At 70.4% G+C, this 17,723-nt stretch carries 11 protein-coding genes and 1 tRNA gene; 4 read left to right on the top strand and 8 right to left on the bottom strand.

Annotated features, from left to right (window positions below):
• Positions 1 to 144: 144 nt before the first annotated feature.
• From ABZ319_RS26875 to ABZ319_RS26845, 7 genes are all read right to left on the bottom strand, one after another.
• Positions 145 to 1,305: a proline dehydrogenase family protein gene (locus ABZ319_RS26875; RefSeq protein WP_354989268.1), complete on the bottom strand. Its 1,161-nt coding sequence runs from the start codon at positions 1,303 to 1,305 to the stop codon at positions 145 to 147.
• Between the two features lie 376 nt (positions 1,306 to 1,681).
• A complete protein-coding gene (gene pruA, locus ABZ319_RS26870; protein WP_354989267.1) occupies positions 1,682 to 3,316 on the bottom strand; it encodes an L-glutamate gamma-semialdehyde dehydrogenase in 1,635 nt (544 codons plus the stop codon).
• 60 nt (positions 3,317 to 3,376) lie between these two features.
• Positions 3,377 to 4,924 (bottom strand): GMC oxidoreductase, encoded by a 1,548-nt coding sequence (locus tag ABZ319_RS26865; RefSeq protein WP_354989266.1) that lies wholly within the window; start codon positions 4,922 to 4,924, stop codon positions 3,377 to 3,379.
• A gap of 417 nt (positions 4,925 to 5,341) precedes the next feature.
• A tRNA-Asp gene (locus ABZ319_RS26860) sits at positions 5,342 to 5,415 on the bottom strand.
• Positions 5,416 to 5,505: 90 nt separating this feature from the next.
• A complete protein-coding gene (dapC, locus tag ABZ319_RS26855; RefSeq protein WP_354989265.1) occupies positions 5,506 to 6,612 on the bottom strand; it encodes a succinyldiaminopimelate transaminase in 1,107 nt (368 codons plus the stop codon).
• 8 nt (positions 6,613 to 6,620) lie between these two features.
• The gene (fdxA, locus tag ABZ319_RS26850) at positions 6,621 to 6,944 is read right to left on the bottom strand and encodes a ferredoxin (RefSeq protein WP_067572375.1); all 324 of its coding nucleotides are present in this window, start codon (positions 6,942 to 6,944) and stop codon (positions 6,621 to 6,623) included.
• A 257-nt stretch (positions 6,945 to 7,201) separates the two neighbouring features.
• Positions 7,202 to 9,808 (bottom strand): bifunctional FO biosynthesis protein CofGH, encoded by a 2,607-nt coding sequence (locus tag ABZ319_RS26845; protein ID WP_354989264.1) that lies wholly within the window; start codon positions 9,806 to 9,808, stop codon positions 7,202 to 7,204.
• Between the two features lie 276 nt (positions 9,809 to 10,084).
• On the opposite strand from ABZ319_RS26845, the gene ABZ319_RS26840 reads away from it, so the two are divergent.
• Positions 10,085 to 11,605, top strand: a complete 1,521-nt coding sequence (locus ABZ319_RS26840; protein WP_354989263.1) for a hypothetical protein — start codon at positions 10,085 to 10,087, stop codon at positions 11,603 to 11,605.
• Positions 11,606 to 12,055: 450 nt separating this feature from the next.
• Here ABZ319_RS26840 and sigJ read toward each other — a convergent pair whose 3' ends face one another.
• Entirely contained in the window at positions 12,056 to 12,976 is a 921-nt protein-coding gene (gene sigJ, locus ABZ319_RS26835; protein WP_354989262.1) for an RNA polymerase sigma factor SigJ, read from the bottom strand.
• Between the two features lie 431 nt (positions 12,977 to 13,407).
• On the opposite strand from sigJ, the gene ABZ319_RS26830 reads away from it, so the two are divergent.
• The 3 genes from ABZ319_RS26830 (at position 13,408) to ABZ319_RS26820 (ending at position 17,686) form a co-directional block, all read left to right on the top strand.
• Positions 13,408 to 14,862 (top strand): MFS transporter, encoded by a 1,455-nt coding sequence (locus ABZ319_RS26830; RefSeq protein WP_354989261.1) that lies wholly within the window; start codon positions 13,408 to 13,410, stop codon positions 14,860 to 14,862.
• A 71-nt stretch (positions 14,863 to 14,933) separates the two neighbouring features.
• Complete coding sequence (locus ABZ319_RS26825) at positions 14,934 to 15,470, top strand: PH domain-containing protein (RefSeq protein ID WP_354989260.1); 537 nt, start codon at positions 14,934 to 14,936, stop codon at positions 15,468 to 15,470.
• Positions 15,467 to 17,686: a PH domain-containing protein gene (locus tag ABZ319_RS26820; RefSeq protein ID WP_354989259.1), complete on the top strand. Its 2,220-nt coding sequence runs from the start codon at positions 15,467 to 15,469 to the stop codon at positions 17,684 to 17,686. The genes ABZ319_RS26825 and ABZ319_RS26820 overlap by 4 nt, the downstream gene beginning before the upstream one ends.
• The last annotated feature ends 37 nt before the right edge of the window (positions 17,687 to 17,723 follow it).

The following is a 17,723-nucleotide window of genomic DNA, read 5'->3' as shown; positions in this document are numbered from 1 at the left end:
CGGCAACGGGTTCGGTGGCGGGTGCCACCCGGGCGCTGTGCGGCCCGCCCACCGCCACCGAACCCGTTGCCGCACAACCACCGTCATCAACGCCTCCGCCACCGGCCTCGCGGGCCGGTGGCGGCGTGGTTCCCGCGCCCGGACTCAGCCGCGAGAGGCCAGGGCGCGCAGGAAGAAGCCCAGGTTGGCGGGGCGTTCGGCCAAGCGGCGCATGAGGTAGCCGTACCACTGGGTGCCGTAGGGGATGTACACGCGCAGCGCGTGGCCTTCGGCGGTGAGACGGCGTTGCTCGGCGTCGCGAATCCCGTAGAGCATCTGGAACTCGAAACTGCCCGGACCGCGGTGGTTCTCGGCCGCCAAGCGCAGTGCGGCCTCGACCATCGCCGGATCGTGCGAGGCGACCATGGGGTACCAGCCACCGGTCATGAGCACCTCCAGGCAGCGCTGATACGAGGCGTCCACCTCGCCCCGGCGCCGGTAGGCCACCGTCTCGGGCTCCTGATACGCACCCTTACACAGGCGGATTCGGGTGCCCGTGCTCGCCGCGTCCCGGCAATCGCGTTCGGCGGTGCGCAGATACGACTGCATCGCCACCGCCAGCCACGGGAACTCGGACCGCGCCAGCCGCACCGCGGCCAGGGTGTCCTCGGTGGTGGTGTGGTCCTCCGCGTCCACGGTCACCCACACCCGCGATTCGACGGCCTTGGCGCACAACTTGTGCAGGTTCTCCGCCGCGATGGCGGGCCCGTCGGCCGCCAGCGCCTGACCCAGCGCGGAGAGCTTGAGCGACACCTCCACCCGCGGCACCGCGTCCCCCCGCCGCGCGCCGGGGTCATCACGCTCGCCGGTCGCCGAACGCTTCGCGCTCACGTCCGAGCACGACGACTCCGAACCCCGCGCTCCCGCACCCGAACTCCGCGCACCCGAACCCGGCGCACCCACGTCCGAACCGGCCGATTCCGCACCGGACCCCGCCGGACGCGCGCGTACCGGGGGCGAGGTGGTCGGCCCGCCCGCCGCGACGGGCACTTCCCGATCCAGCTCGGCGAGCAGGTCGATGAGCGAAACGTATTCCGCCACGGCCGCATCGGCGACCGACCGGTCCTCGGTGTACTCCCCGAGGAAGTCCACGCTGACCGACCGCCCGCTCGCGAGCAGCTCGCGCACCACGGGCGCGAGCTCGGCCCGCGTCTCCCCCGCCACGAAACGCCGCACCACGGCCGCGGTCGCGGGTGTCGTGGTCACCGCCTTCTTCAGCCGGGCCGAGTTGGCCGCGGCCAGGATCGCCGGACGCAGCGGGTTCATCGCACGCCCCCGTCCAGCCCGGTCGCCGAGTGCGGAACACACCTCGCCCGGTGCCGGTGCGAGCGAACACGATCCCGCGGCGACCCCGGCACCCGGCCGCCGGGGACCACGGGGCACAGAGCGCTACGCCGTTGCGAGCGTCCGGGATTCGTCGGCGGTTCCGCCCACGTGACATCGCCGAGACCGAACCCGGCCTCGTTACGGCGTCGCGAACGGACGGGTTCCAGCAGATCCCCCGGCCGCTCCCGCTCGGCGAGCGCGGGCGGCGCCTCCGGCGGTGGCTGCGCGCAACCGCGGTGCACCGGCCGCCGCCGGCCGGTGCTCCCGGCGCGCATCAGGTGCGGCCCATCTAGGCGTTGCGAACGGCTGCAATTCATCACGCCTCCATGTGCGGGTACCGGTAATCGGTGGGTGGGACGAAGGTTTCCTTGATCGTGCGCGGAGCGACCCAGCGCAGCAGGTTGAGCGGGGAGCCGGCCTTGTCGTCGGTGCCGGAGGCGCGGGCGCCGCCGAACGGCTGCTGCCCGACCACCGCGCCGGTGGGCTTGTCGTTGACGTAGAAGTTGCCCGCGGCGAATCGCAGTGCGGCCGAGGCCTGTTCGACCGCAGACCGATCGCGGGCGAAGATCGCGCCGGTCAGCGCGTAGGGCGAGGTGCCGTCCACCATGTCGAGCACGTCGGTGAAGCCGTCGGGCGTGCTGTCGTCGTACACGTACACCGACAGGATCGGCCCGAAGTACTCCGTGGCGAAGGACTCGTCACCCGGATCGTCGCTGAGCAGCACCGTCGGGCGGACGAAGAAGCCGTCGGAGGCGTCGTGCGCACCGCCCGCCGCGATCTCGACCCCGGCGCCGCGCGCCCGTTCGATGGCGGCGGCGCACTTGTCGTAGGACCGCCGATCGATCACCGCCCCACCGAAATTCGACAGGTCCGCGACATCGCCGTAGGTGAGCTCGTCGACCTGGGTAAGGAAATCCTGCCCCATCTGCCGCCACACCGACCGGGCGATGTAGGCGCGCGAGGCGGCCGAGCACTTCTGCCCCTGGTATTCGAACGCGCCACGAATCATGGCCGTGCGCAGGGCATCCGGATCGGCGGAGGAGTGCGCGACGATGAAGTCCTTGCCGCCCGTCTCCCCCACGATGCGCGGGTAGCCGTGATAGCGGCCGATATTCGCGCCCACCTGCTGCCACAGGTGCTGGAAGGTCGTGGTGGAGCCGGTGAAATGGATTCCGGCCAGGCGCGGATCGGCCAGCGCGACATCGGAGACCTTGAACCCGCTACCGGTGACCAGGTTGATGACGCCGGGCGGCAGTCCGGCCGCTTCGAGCAGTTGCAGGGTGTAGTAGGCCGAAAGCGTCTGGGTGGGAGAAGGTTTCCACACCACGGTGTTACCCATCAGCGCCGGTGCGGTGGGCAGGTTGCCGGCGATGGCGGTGAAGTTGAAGGGCGTGATGGCGTACACGAACCCCTCCAGGGGCCGGTAGTCCATCCGGTTCCACACCCCGGCCGAGGAGACGGGCTGCTCGGCCATGATCTCGCGCGCGAACGCGACGTTGAACCGCCAGAAGTCCACCAGCTCGCACGGTGCGTCGATCTCGGCCTGCTGCACCGTTTTCGACTGCCCGAGCATGGTGGCCGCGGCGATCGTCTCGCGCCACGGCCCGGCCAGCAGATCGGCCGCGCGCAGCAGCACCGCGGCGCGTTCGTCGAACGGGAGGGCCCGCCAGGCCGGGGCCGCGGCGAGGGCCGCGTCCACGGCCGAGCGGGCCTCGTCGTGGGTGGTCTCGGTGTACGTGCCGAGCACATGCCGGTGTCGATGCGGCATGACTATCTCGGCCGGCGCACCGGTTCCGGGTTGATGTTTGCCACCGATCACCAGCGGCACATCGACTGATCCTGCGGAGATTTCGGCGAGCCTGCCCGTCAGCAGTTCACGTTCACGACTACCCGGCGCGTAGGTGTGCACCGGTTCGTTTGCGGGAGCAGGGACAACCGTGACAGCGTCCATATCCCAGGCTAACGCGGGCAAGACCACCGACGCGCCGGACACGCACCGAAATTCTTCCGGCTAACCCAGATCGTTAGCGATGATGTTCTCGATATTCCGTTCCGCGAGCGCGGTAATGGTGACGAACGGGTTGACCGTGGTCATGCCCGGAATCAGCGATCCGTCGATGACGTACAGCCCCTGATACTGGGTGAGCCGCCCGTAGTTGTCGGTGCTCTGGTTGAGCACGCAGCCGCCGAGCGGGTGGTACGTGATGTCGTCGCCCCAGGTCTTGGTGGGGCCGAACAGGTCGGTGCGGTAGATCGTCCCCTCCTTCTTGTTGATCTTGTCGAAGATCCGCTTGGCCGCGTCGATGCTCGGCTGATTCCACGACGTCTGCCAGTTCAGGTCCACCCCGCCGGAGCCGGAGTTGTAGGTGAACCTGCCGCGGTTGGTGTTCTTGGTGATCGCGAGGTAGAGACTCGCGAAGGTCTCGAGCCCCGCCGGGAACGGCGACACCTCGGCGAACGCCGGGCCGCCGCTGTCGGCCCAGTTGTCGATGCCGAGCGTGGGAATGGTGGCCTGATTCGAGCCGGTGGCGTCCCAGGCGTGGTTCTGCCGCGCGACCATGACGTTGCCGTTGTGGCCCCAGCCCGACCCGACGGAATCGGGCAGGTTCCCCAGCTTGCCGGTCGCCTTCATGGCCACCAGCAGCTTGCTGGTGCCGACGCTGCCGGCCGCGAAGAACACCTTCTGCGCCACAACGGATTTGGTCGCCACGGTATTGCCACTCGTGTCGATCTGCTTCATCTCGACCTTGTAGCCGCCCTCGGCCGGGGAGACGGCGGTGACCACGTGCATGGGGGTGATGCCCACCTTGCCGGTGCCGACGGCCTGCGCCAGGTAGGTCTTGTCGAGCGACTTCTTGCCGTAGTTGTTGCCGTAGATGACCTCGCCGCCGAGCGCGGACTTGGTGACGGACCCGGACTCCTCCTGCTTCATGTAGTTGAAGTCGTAGACGTTGGGCACGAAGGTGGTCGCGAACCCGGAGCGGTCGGCCTGCTTGCGGCCGATGCGGGCGTACTTGTACCAGTCGGTGCTGTCGAACCAGGACTGGTCGATGTTGTTGACCCCCAGCGCCGCGTTGGCGCGCGGGTAGTAGGTGCCGTACATCTCCCCGGCGTCCACCGAGGGCAGGATGCTCCCGAAGTACTCCTGCTTGGGCGTCACGGCCATGCCGCCGTTGACGAGCGAGCCGCCGCCGACGCCGCGGCCCTGGTACACCCGAATCCCGCTGAAGCGCTCCGAATCCAGAATGCCGGTGTAGCGGCTGATCGACTTGTTGATCGACGCGCCCATGATGTGGCTGACCGGCTGATCGGTCTTGTCGCGCAGCCAGGACGACCGCCCGTCCGGCTTGAGCAGGGTGCAGAAGACCTTGCCGTCGGACCCGGGCTGCGTCCACGACATGCCCATCTCCACGATGGCGACATCGATCCCGGCCTGCGCGAGCCGCAGGGCGGCGACCGCGCCGCCGTACCCGGAGCCGATCACCAGCGCGGGCACCTTGTCGCCGTCAGTGAGCGGCTTGGTGGGCAGCGCCCGCGCGGGCGTCTTGGCCGCCAGCATCCCGGCCGACGCGGCCCCAAGAATGACACCTGTTGCAGCTAGGAATCGGCGGCGGCCCATACCGCCACCGCTGCCATATTGGCTGCTACCAGTGTTCTCATAAACAAAACCACGCATGAACCGGCTCCTCATCGAGACTCAGATGAGAACCTGTTATAGGGATTGCGAAGTACCGCCGTGTCACTTTTCGAGAAAACTGAACATATCTATCGGCGAGTCGCCAAAGCGTGTCGTTCATGACGGTGGCTAACAAAACGAGCCTTGCATACGAAATCTCGTCATCTCGAGTGCGAAATCCCGGAACATCGCGTGCGAAATCTCGGCACGACCGCCGGCGAGCAGACCGCGGAACACGGCGATTCCGGTGTGCGACAACAGAAAAGGCCGCGAGCTGTGCTCGCGGCCTTTCATGTACTGCGACCCTGACGGGACTCGAACCCGCGACCTCCGCCGTGACAGGGCGGCGCGCTAACCAACTGCGCCACAGGGCCTTACTCGAAGCGGGCCATCCGGCCCGGCGACGTCGCAAACAGTATCACGCACCGGACGCCGACATGAAATCAGCTGGTCAAGCGAGTGAACTAGCTCAGCAATCGATCGGCGGCGGTGGCGATGCGCTCGTCCGTGGCGGTCAGCGCGATCCGGACATGCTGTGCCCCACGGGGTCCGTAGAACTCACCCGGAGCGGCCAGGATGCCGCGTTCGGCCAGCCAGTCCAGCGTGGTGCGGCCCGGCTCGCCGCGAGTCGACCACAGGTACAGCCCGGCCTCGGAATCGTCGATCCGGAAACCGGCGTCCTGCAACGCCTTTCGCAGCACGTCGCGGCGGACCCGGTAGCGCTCGCGCTGAATCGCCTCGTGATTGTCGTCGCTCAGGGCGGCGGTCATCGCCGCCTGGATCGGGAACGGCAGCATCAGGCCCGAGTGCTTGCGCACCTCGAGCAGCTCGGCCACCAGCGCCGGATCACCGGTCACGAAGCCCGCGCGGTAACTCGCGAGATTCGAAGTCTTGGAAAGGGAATGGATCGCCAGCAGCCCGGTGTGATCACCGTCGCTCACCTCCGGATCCAGGATCGAGATCGCGCGGCCCTCCCAGGGCAGCCCGAGGTAGCACTCGTCCGAGGCCAGGATCGCGCCGCGCTCGCGCGCGAACTCGACCACCTTGCGCAGGTGCTCGACCCCGAGCACCTTGCCGGTCGGATTCGACGGCGAGTTCAGGAAGATCAGCGCCGGGGACTCGGGGCCGAGCTGGGTGACACCGTCCGCGCGCAGGATCCGCGAACCGGACAGCAGCGCACCCACCTCGTAGGTCGGGTACGCGACCTCCGGGATCACCACCAGATCGCCGGCACCCAGGCCGAGCGTGCGCGGCAGACCGGCGATCAGCTCCTTGGTGCCGATCACCGGCAGCACCGCGTCCGCGCCGATGCCCGTGATGCCGAAACGCCGTTTCAGCGCCGCCACAACGGCTTCCCGCAATTCCGGGGTGCCGTGCGTGGTCGGATAGCCCGGTACCGCCGCGACCGAGGTCAGCGCCCGCTGGATCAGCGGATCGACCGGATCGACGGGGGTGCCGACGGACAGATCCACGATGCCGTCCGGGTGCGAAGCGGCCTTCGCCTTCACCGAAGCGATGGTGTCCCAGGGGAAATCGGGTAGTAGCGCACTGACCCGGCCACGCGTGCTCAACGTTTTGCCTACTCCGCGGCCATGGGCGGTAGCGCGGCGATGAACGGCGGGTCGTAGTCGACCTTGCCGACCTTGGTCGCGCCGCCGGGCGACCCCAGATCGTCGAAGAACTCGACGTTGGCGTTGACGTAACCGCTCCACTGATCCGGGGTGTCGTCCTCGTAGAAGATCGCCTCCACCGGACAGACCGGCTCACACGCACCACAGTCCACGCACTCGTCCGGTTGGATGTACAGCATGCGACCACCCTCGTAGATGCAATCCACGGGGCATTCCTCGATGCACGCCTTGTCCTTCACGTCAACGCACGGTTCAGCGATGATGTACGGCACTGCCGCTCTCCTAGTCTGTCCTCACACCCTGCGGGATAGTCCGCCCCGCGAAACAGTATCCCGGCGCTGTAACAATACTCCTGGTCAGCCAACCCTAACTTCACCCTCCGCGACGCTGCGGATGGTTCGTGGCGCTCACGACCCGGGACCTCGCCGTCCCGCACCGCCGCGCCCGGGCCCGGCGGGAGCCCCGAACCCGGCGCGGTGCGGGAAAACGGCTGTTCACCGTCGTCCACGGGCGCCGGGCGGGTCTCCCCTCAGCCTAGCGCCAGCGAGGATTTCACCGAAGTGTGCTGCGGCACACCGTAGGTGGTGGTGCGCTGGCGGACCGGGCGGCCGATGCCGGTGGCGATGTCGGTCAATTCCTCGACCGTTTTGGCGGAACCGTGTTCGGAACCGGCCATGCGGGAGATGGTCTCCTCCATGAGCGTTCCGCCCAGGTCGTTGGCGCCGCCGTTCAGCATCAACCGGGTGCCCGCCGTGCCGAGTTTCACCCAGCTGGTCTGAATGTTGTGGATCCGCCCGTGCAGCATGATGCGCGCCAGCGCGTGCGCGGCCCGGTTGTCGCGCACGGTCGGACCCGGGCGCGAGGCTCCCGCCAGGTACAACGGCGCACTCTGGTGCACGAAGGGCAGCAGCACGAATTCGGTGAAACCGCCCGTCTCGTCCTGGATTCCGCGCAGCACCCGCAGGTGCCCGACCCAATGCTTGGGATTGTCGACGTGCCCGTACATCATGGTCGAGCTCGACCGGATGCCGAGTTTGTGCGCGGTGGTGATGACCTCGATCCAGGCCGAGGTGGGCAGCTTGCCCTTGGTCAGCACCCAGCGCACCTCGTCGTCGAGGATCTCCGCCGCGGTGCCCGGGATGGTGTCCAGCCCGGCCTCTTTCAGCGCCGAGAGCCAGTCGTGAATGCTCTGCCCGCCGCGCGAAGCCCCGTTGACAACCTCCATGGGGCTGAAGGCGTGCACGTGCATGTCCGGCACCCGCGCCTTGATGGCCCGCACCAGGTCCGCGTACCCGGTGACCGGCAGCTCCGGATCGATGCCGCCCTGCATGCAGATCTCGGTCGCGCCCTCGACGTGCGCCTCCCAGGCCCGGTCCGCGACCTCGGACGCGCTCAGGGTGAAGGCGTCGGCGTCACCCTTGCGCTGGGCGAACGCGCAGAACCGGCAGCCGGTGTAGCAGATGTTGGTGAAGTTGATATTGCGGTTCACGATGTAGGTGACGTCGTCGCCCACGGTGTCGCGGCGCAGCTGATCGGCGAGCGCGGTGATCGCCTCCAGCGCCGGGCCGTCCGCGGTGGCCAGGGCCAGGTACTGATCGTCGGTGAGCCCGGCCGGATCCTTCTCCGCGGCGTGCAATGCGGCCAGCACGTCCGAGTCGAAGCGCTCGGGGGCGGCGACCGCGAGCTCCCTGACCTGTTCGCGAATGGTCTCCCAGTCGCCGAACGCGCCGAGCCCGTCGTTGCCGAGCGCGGAATCGCTGCGGGACTCGGTGTTGCGGCCCTCGGAGTCGATGGCGGTATTGAGATCGACCCGGCCCACCGACTCCCAGTCGTGGTCCGGCTCCTGCCAGGGCAGGCCGGTGGGATTGACGGTGCGCGCCAGGCCGGTCACCGGATCGGCCAGCGCCGCCACGTGCCGCGAGACCCGCGGATCGATCCACGGGTGGCCCGCCAGCACGTATTTCGGGTGCGCGGTGAGACGTTCGGTGAGCACGAAGCCGGCGTCCGCGGTGACCTGGGCCAGGGTGTCCAGATTCGGCCAGGGGCGTTCGGGATTCACGTGATCGGGGGTGAGCGGGGAGACCCCGCCCCAGTCGTCGATGCCCGCGTCCAGCAGGGCGCGGCATTCGTCGAGCGCGACCAGGTTCGGCGGGGCCTGGATGCGCATCTTCGGGCCGAGCAGCAGCCGGGACACCGCGATGGCGGCGCGGAATTCCTCGAGATCGGCGTCGGGGGTGTTGCGCATGGCGGTGTCGTGTTTGGCCAGGAAGTTCTGCACGATCACCTCCTGCACGTGACCGAAAGCCTTGTGCGACTTGCGAATCGTCATGATCGATTCGGCGCGCTCGACCAGGTTCTCGCCGATGCCGATCAGAATGCCGGTGGTGAAGGGGACCGAGAGCCGACCGGCGTCGGTCAGCGCGCGCAGGCGCACCGCCGGATCCTTGTCGGGGCTGCCGTAGTGCGCCTGACCGGGTTCGGTGAACAGGCGGGTGGAGGTGGTCTCGAGCATCATGCCCATGGACGGGGCTACCGGCTTGAGGCGGGACAGTTCGGCCCACGTCATCACGCCCGGATTGAGGTGCGGCAGTAGGCCGGTCTCCTCGAGCACCCGGATGGACATGGCGCGCACGTAGTCCAGGGTGGAGTCGTACCCGCGCTCGTCGAGCCACTGGCGCGCCTCCGGCCAGCGTTCCTCCGGGCGGTCACCGAGGGTGAAAAGCGCTTCCTTGCAACCGAGTTCGGCGCCCTGGCGGGCGATCTCGAGCACCTCGTCGGGTTCGAGGTACATGCCGCGGCCCTGGGCGCGCAGCTTTCCGGGCACGGTGACGAAGGTGCAGTAGTGGCACTTGTCCCGGCACAGATGGGTGAGCGGGATGAAAACCTTGCGCGAGTACGTGATCGGGAGGGTCTCCCCCGCGTAGCCGGTCTCGCGCAGGCCGGCGTCGCGCACCCGCGCCGCCGAGGTACACAGATCCACCAGGTCGGCGTCGCGCGCCTGCAGCAGCACCACCGCCTCGTCGAGGTTGAGGGTGGCCCCGTCACGGGCACGCCGCAGTGCCCGGCGCATGCCCGCGGGGCTGGGCGCCGGTGCGGGCAGATTCGGGTTCGGTAGATCCGTCACGTCTTCGATCATGCGCCATCCATCCGACTGATCCGACTCGGGTGCCATAGAAGCTGGCAACCGGTGGTACCGGCACGCTATTCCGTCGCGAGCCCGGCGATATTCTGACCCACCCGGTACCGAACGGCGCGGCGTGACGAGCCGAACGGTACAAAACCTTGCCAGGCTTGACCTGCTCTTCTATGGTGTCCGGCACGATTAATCGTATCTATCGATGCGAATATTCGCATTCAGGCTCATACGCAGGGCTCGGGCAGTGTCGCCCGGGGACGACGAAACGGGGAATCCGTGTTCGAGAGACTTGGCCGCGCGACGGCGATCATGGCGGCCGGCGCGACGCTGGCACTGACCATCGCCACCGGTTCGGCCGGAGCGGCATTCGGGCCGCTACCCCCGGCCAATCCTTATCTGGGCCCGCTGGGCACCGCGACCATGCACGGCGACGCCGCATCCTCGGACGCCACGCCGTTCCCCGGGCCGGGCGCGGTGACCGTGCGCGCGGACTTCCACGAACTCGCCGCCGCCTGCCCGACCATCCTGCAGGGCGCGGACGGCATCCCACAGGCGCTGTGCACCAAGATGATCGACCGCGCGCCGACGGTGTTCCTGCTCGATCCCGCCAACGGCGACACCCTGGCCTCGCTCGATCTCGCCAAGGGCAGCCTGCTCGGCGGCGTCTACGCCTACCTGGACGAGCGGGACCGCATGGTCACCGTCGACGGCAGCGGGGATCTGCTGCGCATCGGGCACCAGCGCGGGGCCGACGGCAAGTGGAAGCTCTCGATCGATTCCAGAAGCAATGTGTCCCAGGCGGTTACCGCGCACTGCGGCGGCGGATCCTGCGACGCGGTGAGTTCGGTGATGCCGGACTACGACGGGCGCGTCTGGTTCGCGACCGACAACGCCGCCGCCGGATTCGTGGATCCGGCCACCGGCGCGGCCAAGGCCATCCTGCTCGGACCGGGTGAATCGGTGGCCAACAGCATCTCCAGCGCGCCCGAGGGCGTGGCCATCGCCACCTCGCACGCGCTGTACCTGGTGGACGCCGACGCCGCCGGCAACCCGCGGGTGCTGTGGCGGCAGGCCTACGACCGCGGTCCGGCGCGCAAGCCCGGCCAGCTCAGCTGGGGCTCCGGCGCGACCCCGACCTTCTTCGGGCCCGGCAGCGGCACCGAGTATCTGGCGATCACCGACAACGCCGCGAACAAGGAGAACCTGCTCGTCTTCGACACGGTCACCGGCGCGACCGTGTGCTCGGTCCCGGCCATCAACGGCACCGAGAACTCCCCCGTCGCGACGGGCAACAGCGTCTTCGTCGCGAGCACCTACGGCTACCCGTACCCGCAGCTGCCCGCCAACGCCGGGCCGAGTCAGCCCGAGAGCGCGGCCTTCACCGGTGGCATGACCCGCATCGACGTCACCGGCTCGGGCTGCTCGGTGGTGTGGACGATCGACGTGCCCTCCGCCGCGGTCCCCCGTCTCTCGGTCGCCGACGGCAAGATCTACACGATCGCCCGGCGCGGCCCGTTCGGCTCGGGCAGCGGCGGCTCCGGCAGCACCGGCACCGGCAGCGGCGGCGGCTCCGGCAGCACCGGCACCGGCAGCGGCGGCGGTTCCGGCAGCGCGGGCGCGGTGACCGACTCCTACGCGTACACGGTGATCGACGCCGCGACCGGCAAGGTCGACACCGAACAGCGGGTGGGCGCGAGCATCATTCACGACACCCTGCAGATGGTCGGCACGATCGCCCCGGGACAGGTGCAGTACCAGGGCACCCTGAGCGGGTTCTTCCGGATCACCGCCCGCTGAGCCCGAAGGTCGCCGCCCCGGGGCGAACATCGCTCCGGCGCGGCCCGGATCGATGGGCGGGCGGCCACCGCGGTCCCGTGCGGCTGGGCGGGCGTCGGCATGTTCACCGCCGGGGCACGGCCGTACCGGTGAACAGGCCGGCCCGAACCCGCCGTTCGCGGCGATCGAGTCGAAGTCACCCAGCGGCGTTGCGCCACGGCAGATCACCCGGTCTGCGTGAGCGAACGTCCGGCACGTTCACCCCCGGGACACAGCCGTACCGGTGAACAGGCCGGCCCGAACCCGCCGTTCGCGGCGACCGGGTCGAGATCGCCCAGTGGCGTTGCGGCGCGGCAGGTCCCCGGGACGGGCGGCGGTGAACCGGGCAGCGCGGCCACGACGGGCCGAGGCACACCCGGCGCCGATCCGATCGCGGGATGCCGGCCGGGGATCCGGACGCCGGCCCGCGGGCTAGCTCGGGACGCCCAGGTGGCGGAGTTTGTCGGGGTTGCGGACCGCGTAGACGCCGTGGATCCGGGCGGTGGCGGGGTCGATGTCGAGGACGACGACCGAGTGGGGAATGCCGTCCTCCAGCAGGATGACGGCGGGATCGGTTCCTACCCAGTGGAATTCGATCGCGTGGGAGTTGGCGATGCCGGACATCGCCGCGCCGGTGATCACCCGGACGATGTGCTGCGCGCCGTGGATGGGGTGGCGGGCGGCACTGACCTTGCCGCCGCCGTCGGACCAGAGGGTCGCGTCGGGGGCGAGCAGGGACAGCAGGGCGGTCAGGTCGCCGCCGAGCTGGGCGGCCAGGAACCGCTCGGTCACCGCGCGCTGCGTGCCGGGGTCGGCGCGGTAGCGCGGGCGGCGGTCGTGCACGTGCACCCGGGCGCGGTGCGCGGTCTGGCGGACCGCGGCGCTGTCGCGGCCGAGGATCTCGGCGATCTCGGTGTGCGGATAGCCGAACACCTCGTGCAACACGAAGACCGCGCGCTCGAGCGGGGTCAGGGATTCGAGTAGCACGAGCATTGCGGTGGACACCGATTCGGCGCGCAGCGCGGCGTCGGCGGCGTCGGCGCTGTCCCGGACTTCCGGGGTGTCGGTGACCAGGGGCTCGGGTAGCCAAGGGCCGACGTAGGTTTCGCGGCGGCGCGAGGCGGCCTGCCGCCGCGCCAGGGCGTTGTTCGCCGCGACCCGCACCAGGTAGGCGCGGGGACTGGTGATCGGCGGGGCGCCGGGCCGGGTGCGCCCGACCCAGGCGAGCCAGATGTCCTGCAGCGCGTCCTCGGTGTCCGCGACACTGCCCAGCATGTTGTAGACCAGCGAGAACAGCAGCCGCCGATGCTCGGCGAAGGTCGCGGTCGCGGCGTCGTCGGCGCGGGCGGTCATGGTGCACTCCTCTACTGCGGCGAGCCCAGTCTGCCCCGCCGCCGCGGGCGGACGCCGACCACGTCGTCCGGCCGGCCACCGCGGTCCGGACCGGACCACAGCCGATCCGGCGACCACCCGTGCCCGATGGTGATCACCCCCGCAGGCCGAAGCCGTTGTGGCGCGGCTGGTCCCGGGTCGGCAAGATCGCCGGCCCGGCCGGCGCAACGTCGATCCGGGTCGGCACCGCACCGAGCCGCGCCGGGCCGGAGCGTGATGGTGGTCCCCGGTCCGTGGTCTGTGGGCCGTGGGCCGGTGCGCGCGTTCACGACCGCGAGCCACCGGGCGCGGATGTGATCTGCGTCTCTCCGCATCACAACCGCGGGTCCGGGTCGCTCGGGGTTGGTGAGTGGACGAAAAGGCGTCCGCCGCAACCCGAGAGGACACCGCCGGTGCGCTCACCTGCCGAATCACCCGCGCTGCTGGCCACGCGCCGCGGCAAACTCGTACTCGCGCTGCTGTGCACGATCGCCTTCCTCGACTTCGTCGACGGGTCGATCGTCAACGTCGCCCTGCCCGCCATGCAACGCGACCTCGGCCTGGACGTGTCCACGCTGCAATGGGTCACCAGCGGATACATGCTCACCTACGGCGGGCTCATGCTGCTGGGCGGGCGGCTCGCCGACCTGCTGGGCCGCCGCCGCGTCCTGCTGGCCGGCACCGTCCTGCTCGGCGTCTCGGCCGCCGTGGGCGGACTCGCGCACGGCAGCGAACTGCTGATCGGGGCGCGGCTCGCGCAGGGCGTCGGCGCGGCGCTCATGCTCCCGGCCGCGCTCTCGACGCTCACCACCACGTTTCGCGAGGGACCGGACCGCGACATCGCGCTCAGCGTCTGGGGCGGCGCGGCCGGATTGGCCTCGGCCGCGGGGGTTCTGCTCGGCGGCGCGCTCACCCAGGGGCCCGGCTGGCGCTGGGTGTTCTACGTCAATACCCCGGTATGCCTGCTGGTGCTGATCGCGGTGCCCGCCCTGCTGCCCGACGACCGCCGCGACGGCCCCCGCGGCGGCTTCGATGTGCTCGGCACCGCGCTGGCGACCTCCGGTCTCATGCTGCTGGTCTACGGCCTGGTCCAGGCGCCCGAATACGGCTGGGACGACGCGCGCACCCTCGCCCTGCTCGGCGCGGCCCTCGTGCTGCTGATCGCCTTCGTGGTCAACGAGTCTCGCACCCGCGACCCGCTGGTCCCGCTGTCGATCTTCCGCATCCGGGGGCTGGCGGCGGCGAACCTCACCTACCTGACCATCGCCGCCGGCATGCTCGCGATGTTCTTCGTGCTGACCCTGTACCTGCAGTCGGTGCTCGGCTACACCGAACTCGAGACCGGCGTCGCCTACCTCCCGTTCAGCCTCTGCCTGGCCGCGGCGGCCGGGGTCACCCAGAAACTGCTCGCCCGCACCGGAACCCGGCCGCTGATCGTCGGCGGCTCGGTGCTGATGGGCGCGGGCCTGATCTGGCTGTCCCGCATCCCGGTCGACGGATCCTTCGCCGCCGACGTCCTGCCCGGCATGCTGATCATGGCCTTCGGCGCGGGCGCGGTGTTCGTGGCCACGACCGCCGCCGCCAACGCGGGCGTGCCCCCGGAGCAGGCCGGGCTCGCCGCCGCCCTGCTCAACACCGCGCAGCAGATCGGCGGCGCGCTGGGCATCGCGATCCTGACCGCGGTCGCCACCGCCCGCACCGCCGACCGGATCGCGGCCGGTGAATCGGCCGCCGCCGCCATGACCTCCGGCTTCCGGCTGGCGCTGCTGCTCGGCGGCCTCATCGCCCTCGCGGCCGCGCTGATCGCGACGCGGACCGCCGACTCTCGCGGTGAACAGGGCGAACCCGTGCGGGCCACGACCGGGTAGGGCGGCCCGGGCCGGGGGCGGAGGACCGAGCGGCCGGTATCTACCGCGCTCAGGGCGCGAATCGTGCAAGCATGGCAGGCATGCCCGAGCCCACCGCCCCCGGCGGCATGTCGACCGCCCCAGGCGGCATTCTGGTGGACCCCGCCTGGCGGCCCAGTCCCCGCGCCAAACTGCTGTGGGCGCTGAGCGCGACCCTGTCGTGGGTGTTCCCCATCCTGGCCGTCCTGGTGTGGATGCTGCTGGATCCGCACAGACGCACGATCCAGCTCATCCTGCTCGGAATCATGGTCGCGGCAACGATATTCAACATCGCCGTCGTGCCCTGGTGGCGCTACGCGGTGCATCGGTGGGAGATCACCGACGAGGCCGTCTACACCCGCACCGGCTGGTTCACCCAGGAAAGCCGGGTCGCGCCCATCACCCGCGTGCAGACGGTCGACACCTACCGCGGCCCGCTCGAACGCCTGCTGGGCCTGGCCACCGTCACCGTCACCACGGCCTCCTCCGCCGGCGCGGTCCACATCAGCGCCCTGGAACTGGCCGACGCCCGCAACACGGTCACCCGGCTGACCGAGATCGCCGCTCGCCACCGGGGCGACGCGACATGACCGGCACCCCCGGCCCCGCCGACCACCCCGGCTCGGCGGAGCCCCCCGCCGCCGCGGGACTGCCGGATCCCGCACCCGCACCGAGCGGCACGACGGCCGCCGACCTCCCCGGTGCCGCGCCCGGTGACCATCCCGGCGCCCGCGGCTCGACCCCGGAAGCGGGCACGCCCGGCCGGGTATCCGCTCCGGGCCTCGGCAAGCCCGGCGATGCGGCCGCGCCGTGGGATCACCTCGGGCCCGCCGGCGCGGCTGTGCCGGGAGGCCCTGCCGCGCCGGGCAACTCCGGCGGACAGGGTGATTCGGTGCGGCCCGATGGCTTCGCCGGGGGCGGCATCGCGGGCGGGGTGGGAGCGGAGAGCTGGGAGCGGCTGGATCGGCGAATGCTGCTGGTGCATCCGGTCACCGAGTTGATCCGGTTCATTCCGGTGCTGCTGGCCTCGATGATCGCGGGGGCGCGGGCCGACAGCCCGGTGTGGAGCCTCATGGTCGTCGGGGCGATCGTCGTGCTGGCGGTGACGCGGTGGTTCACCACCACGTACCGGATCACGCCGGACAATGTCGAACTGCGCACGGGATTGATTCAGCGCAAACGGCTTTCGGTGCCGCGCAACCGGGTGCGATCGGTGGACGTGGAAGCAGACCTGCTGCATCGCGCGCTGGGGCTGGCGGTGCTGTCCATCGGAACAGGGCAGCAGGCCGAGCGCGGGGACCAGTTCAAACTCGACTCGCTGGACGCGAAAATCGTGCCGCAACTGCGCACCGCGCTGCTGGCGCACACCCGGGGGGCTGCGGAAAACCCGGCGGCCGAACAGCTTCCGAGCGCGGACGCGGGCGCGCCGGCACCGTCGACCGCCCCCGAGACCCCCGCGCAGCCCACCCGCGCACCGGTGGAAATCGCGCACTGGCAACGCGAATGGGTGCGCTACGCACCGCTCTCGCTCACCGGTTTCGCCATCATCGCGCCCATCGTCGGCTTGGCGTTCCAGTACGGGATCGCGGGCGTCATCTTCGACTCCGACGCGGTGCAGGGCGTGGAAGACGGTGGCGTGCAGATCATCGCGCTCGCGGTGACCGCCCTGATCATCGCGCTGGTGCTGATCGTCAGCCTCGCCGCCTGCGCCCGCTACCTGGCCACCTACCACGACCTGCGCGTGGTCGACGACGGCGCGACCCTGCACATCCGCCACGGCCTGTTCACCACCCGACAGATCACCCTCGACCTGGCCCGCCTGCGCGGCGCGACGGTGAACGAACCGCTGCTGCTGCGCTGGGCGGGCGCGGCCGAACTCGAAGCCATCATGACCGGCGCCGACCCCCGCCAGAAACTCCTCCCCCAGGCGCCCCGGGCCGCCGTGGACCACACCCTGGCCCACCTCCTGGACGACACAACACGCGTCGACGCCACCCGGTCCGCCCGCGCGCCCGTGGGAACGACCGTCCAGAGCCACACCGGCTCCACCGCCGCGCCACTCAGCAAATCGGCTGCGCCCGAGCACGACTCGAACCTCGGCGCGCCCGGACCAGGTGATCGGTCCGCGGCGGGCGGCGCGCTCCCGCCCGGCGGGACCGCGCCCGCGCACGCCGCGGAAACGACGGCCGGGAGCCCCGTGGCCGACCCTGCCCACGGCACCTTCGGCACCCAGGAAACCGGTGGAAGCGCTTCCGCCGGAACGAGTTCCGGAAGCCACGCAACACCGGCCTGCGGGCCGGCCCGCGAGTGGGGCGAGTTGGCCGCGCCCGCGCCGGTGACAGCCGAACTCACGCCCCACGGACCGGCCGCGCAGCGGCGGCGCTACACGCGGGCGCTGTCGCCGGTGGGCACGGCGGCGGGCGTACTGCTCGTGCTATCACTTGCGGGCGTGCACATTCCGGCGTGGCTCTGGGCATTGACCGTGCTGGCCGTGCCGATCGCCATCGCTCTGGCCTGGGACCGGTATCGGGGGCTCGGGCACGCGGTCGTGCCGGCCGCGCACGGCAAACCGACCTGGCTGATCACCCGCAGCGGCTCGCTGGACCGCGACCGCGACTGCCTCGAAGCGCCCGGCATCATCGGCTGGACCGTGCGCCAGAGCTGGTTCCAGCGCCGGGTGGGGCTCGCGACCGTCACCGCGGCCTCGGCGGCGGGCAAGAAGCGATATCACATCATCGACATCCCCCTGGCCGAGGCGTGGCCGCTCATCGAGGCGGTGACACCGGGCCAACTGGGAAGCCGCTAGGACCGCGCCGACCCACTTCGACTCCCCCGAGGTCGAC

Source organism: Nocardia sp. NPDC005978 (assembly GCF_040614455.1).
Taxonomy (GTDB): Bacteria; Actinomycetota; Actinomycetes; order Mycobacteriales; family Mycobacteriaceae; genus Nocardia.
The sequence above is the reverse complement of the archived record's forward strand: the minus strand, read 5'-3'. Positions and strand labels throughout refer to the sequence as shown.

Excerpts from the sequence above, each read along its gene's own strand:
- ABZ319_RS26865 (WP_354989266.1), bottom strand. The coding sequence starts at position 4,924 with ATGCTGGCGGCCAAGACGCCCGCGCGGGCGCTGCCCACCAAGCCGCTC.
- pruA (WP_354989267.1), bottom strand. The coding sequence starts at position 3,316 with ATGGACGCTGTCACGGTTGTCCCTGCTCCCGCAAACGAACCGGTGCAC.
- ABZ319_RS26820 (WP_354989259.1), top strand. The coding sequence starts at position 15,467 with ATGACCGGCACCCCCGGCCCCGCCGACCACCCCGGCTCGGCGGAGCCC.
- ABZ319_RS26875 (WP_354989268.1), bottom strand. The coding sequence starts at position 1,305 with ATGAACCCGCTGCGTCCGGCGATCCTGGCCGCGGCCAACTCGGCCCGG.
- sigJ (WP_354989262.1), bottom strand. The coding sequence starts at position 12,976 with ATGACCGCCCGCGCCGACGACGCCGCGACCGCGACCTTCGCCGAGCAT.
- ABZ319_RS26825 (WP_354989260.1), top strand. The coding sequence starts at position 14,934 with ATGGCAGGCATGCCCGAGCCCACCGCCCCCGGCGGCATGTCGACCGCC.
- ABZ319_RS26845 (WP_354989264.1), bottom strand. The coding sequence starts at position 9,808 with ATGATCGAAGACGTGACGGATCTACCGAACCCGAATCTGCCCGCACCG.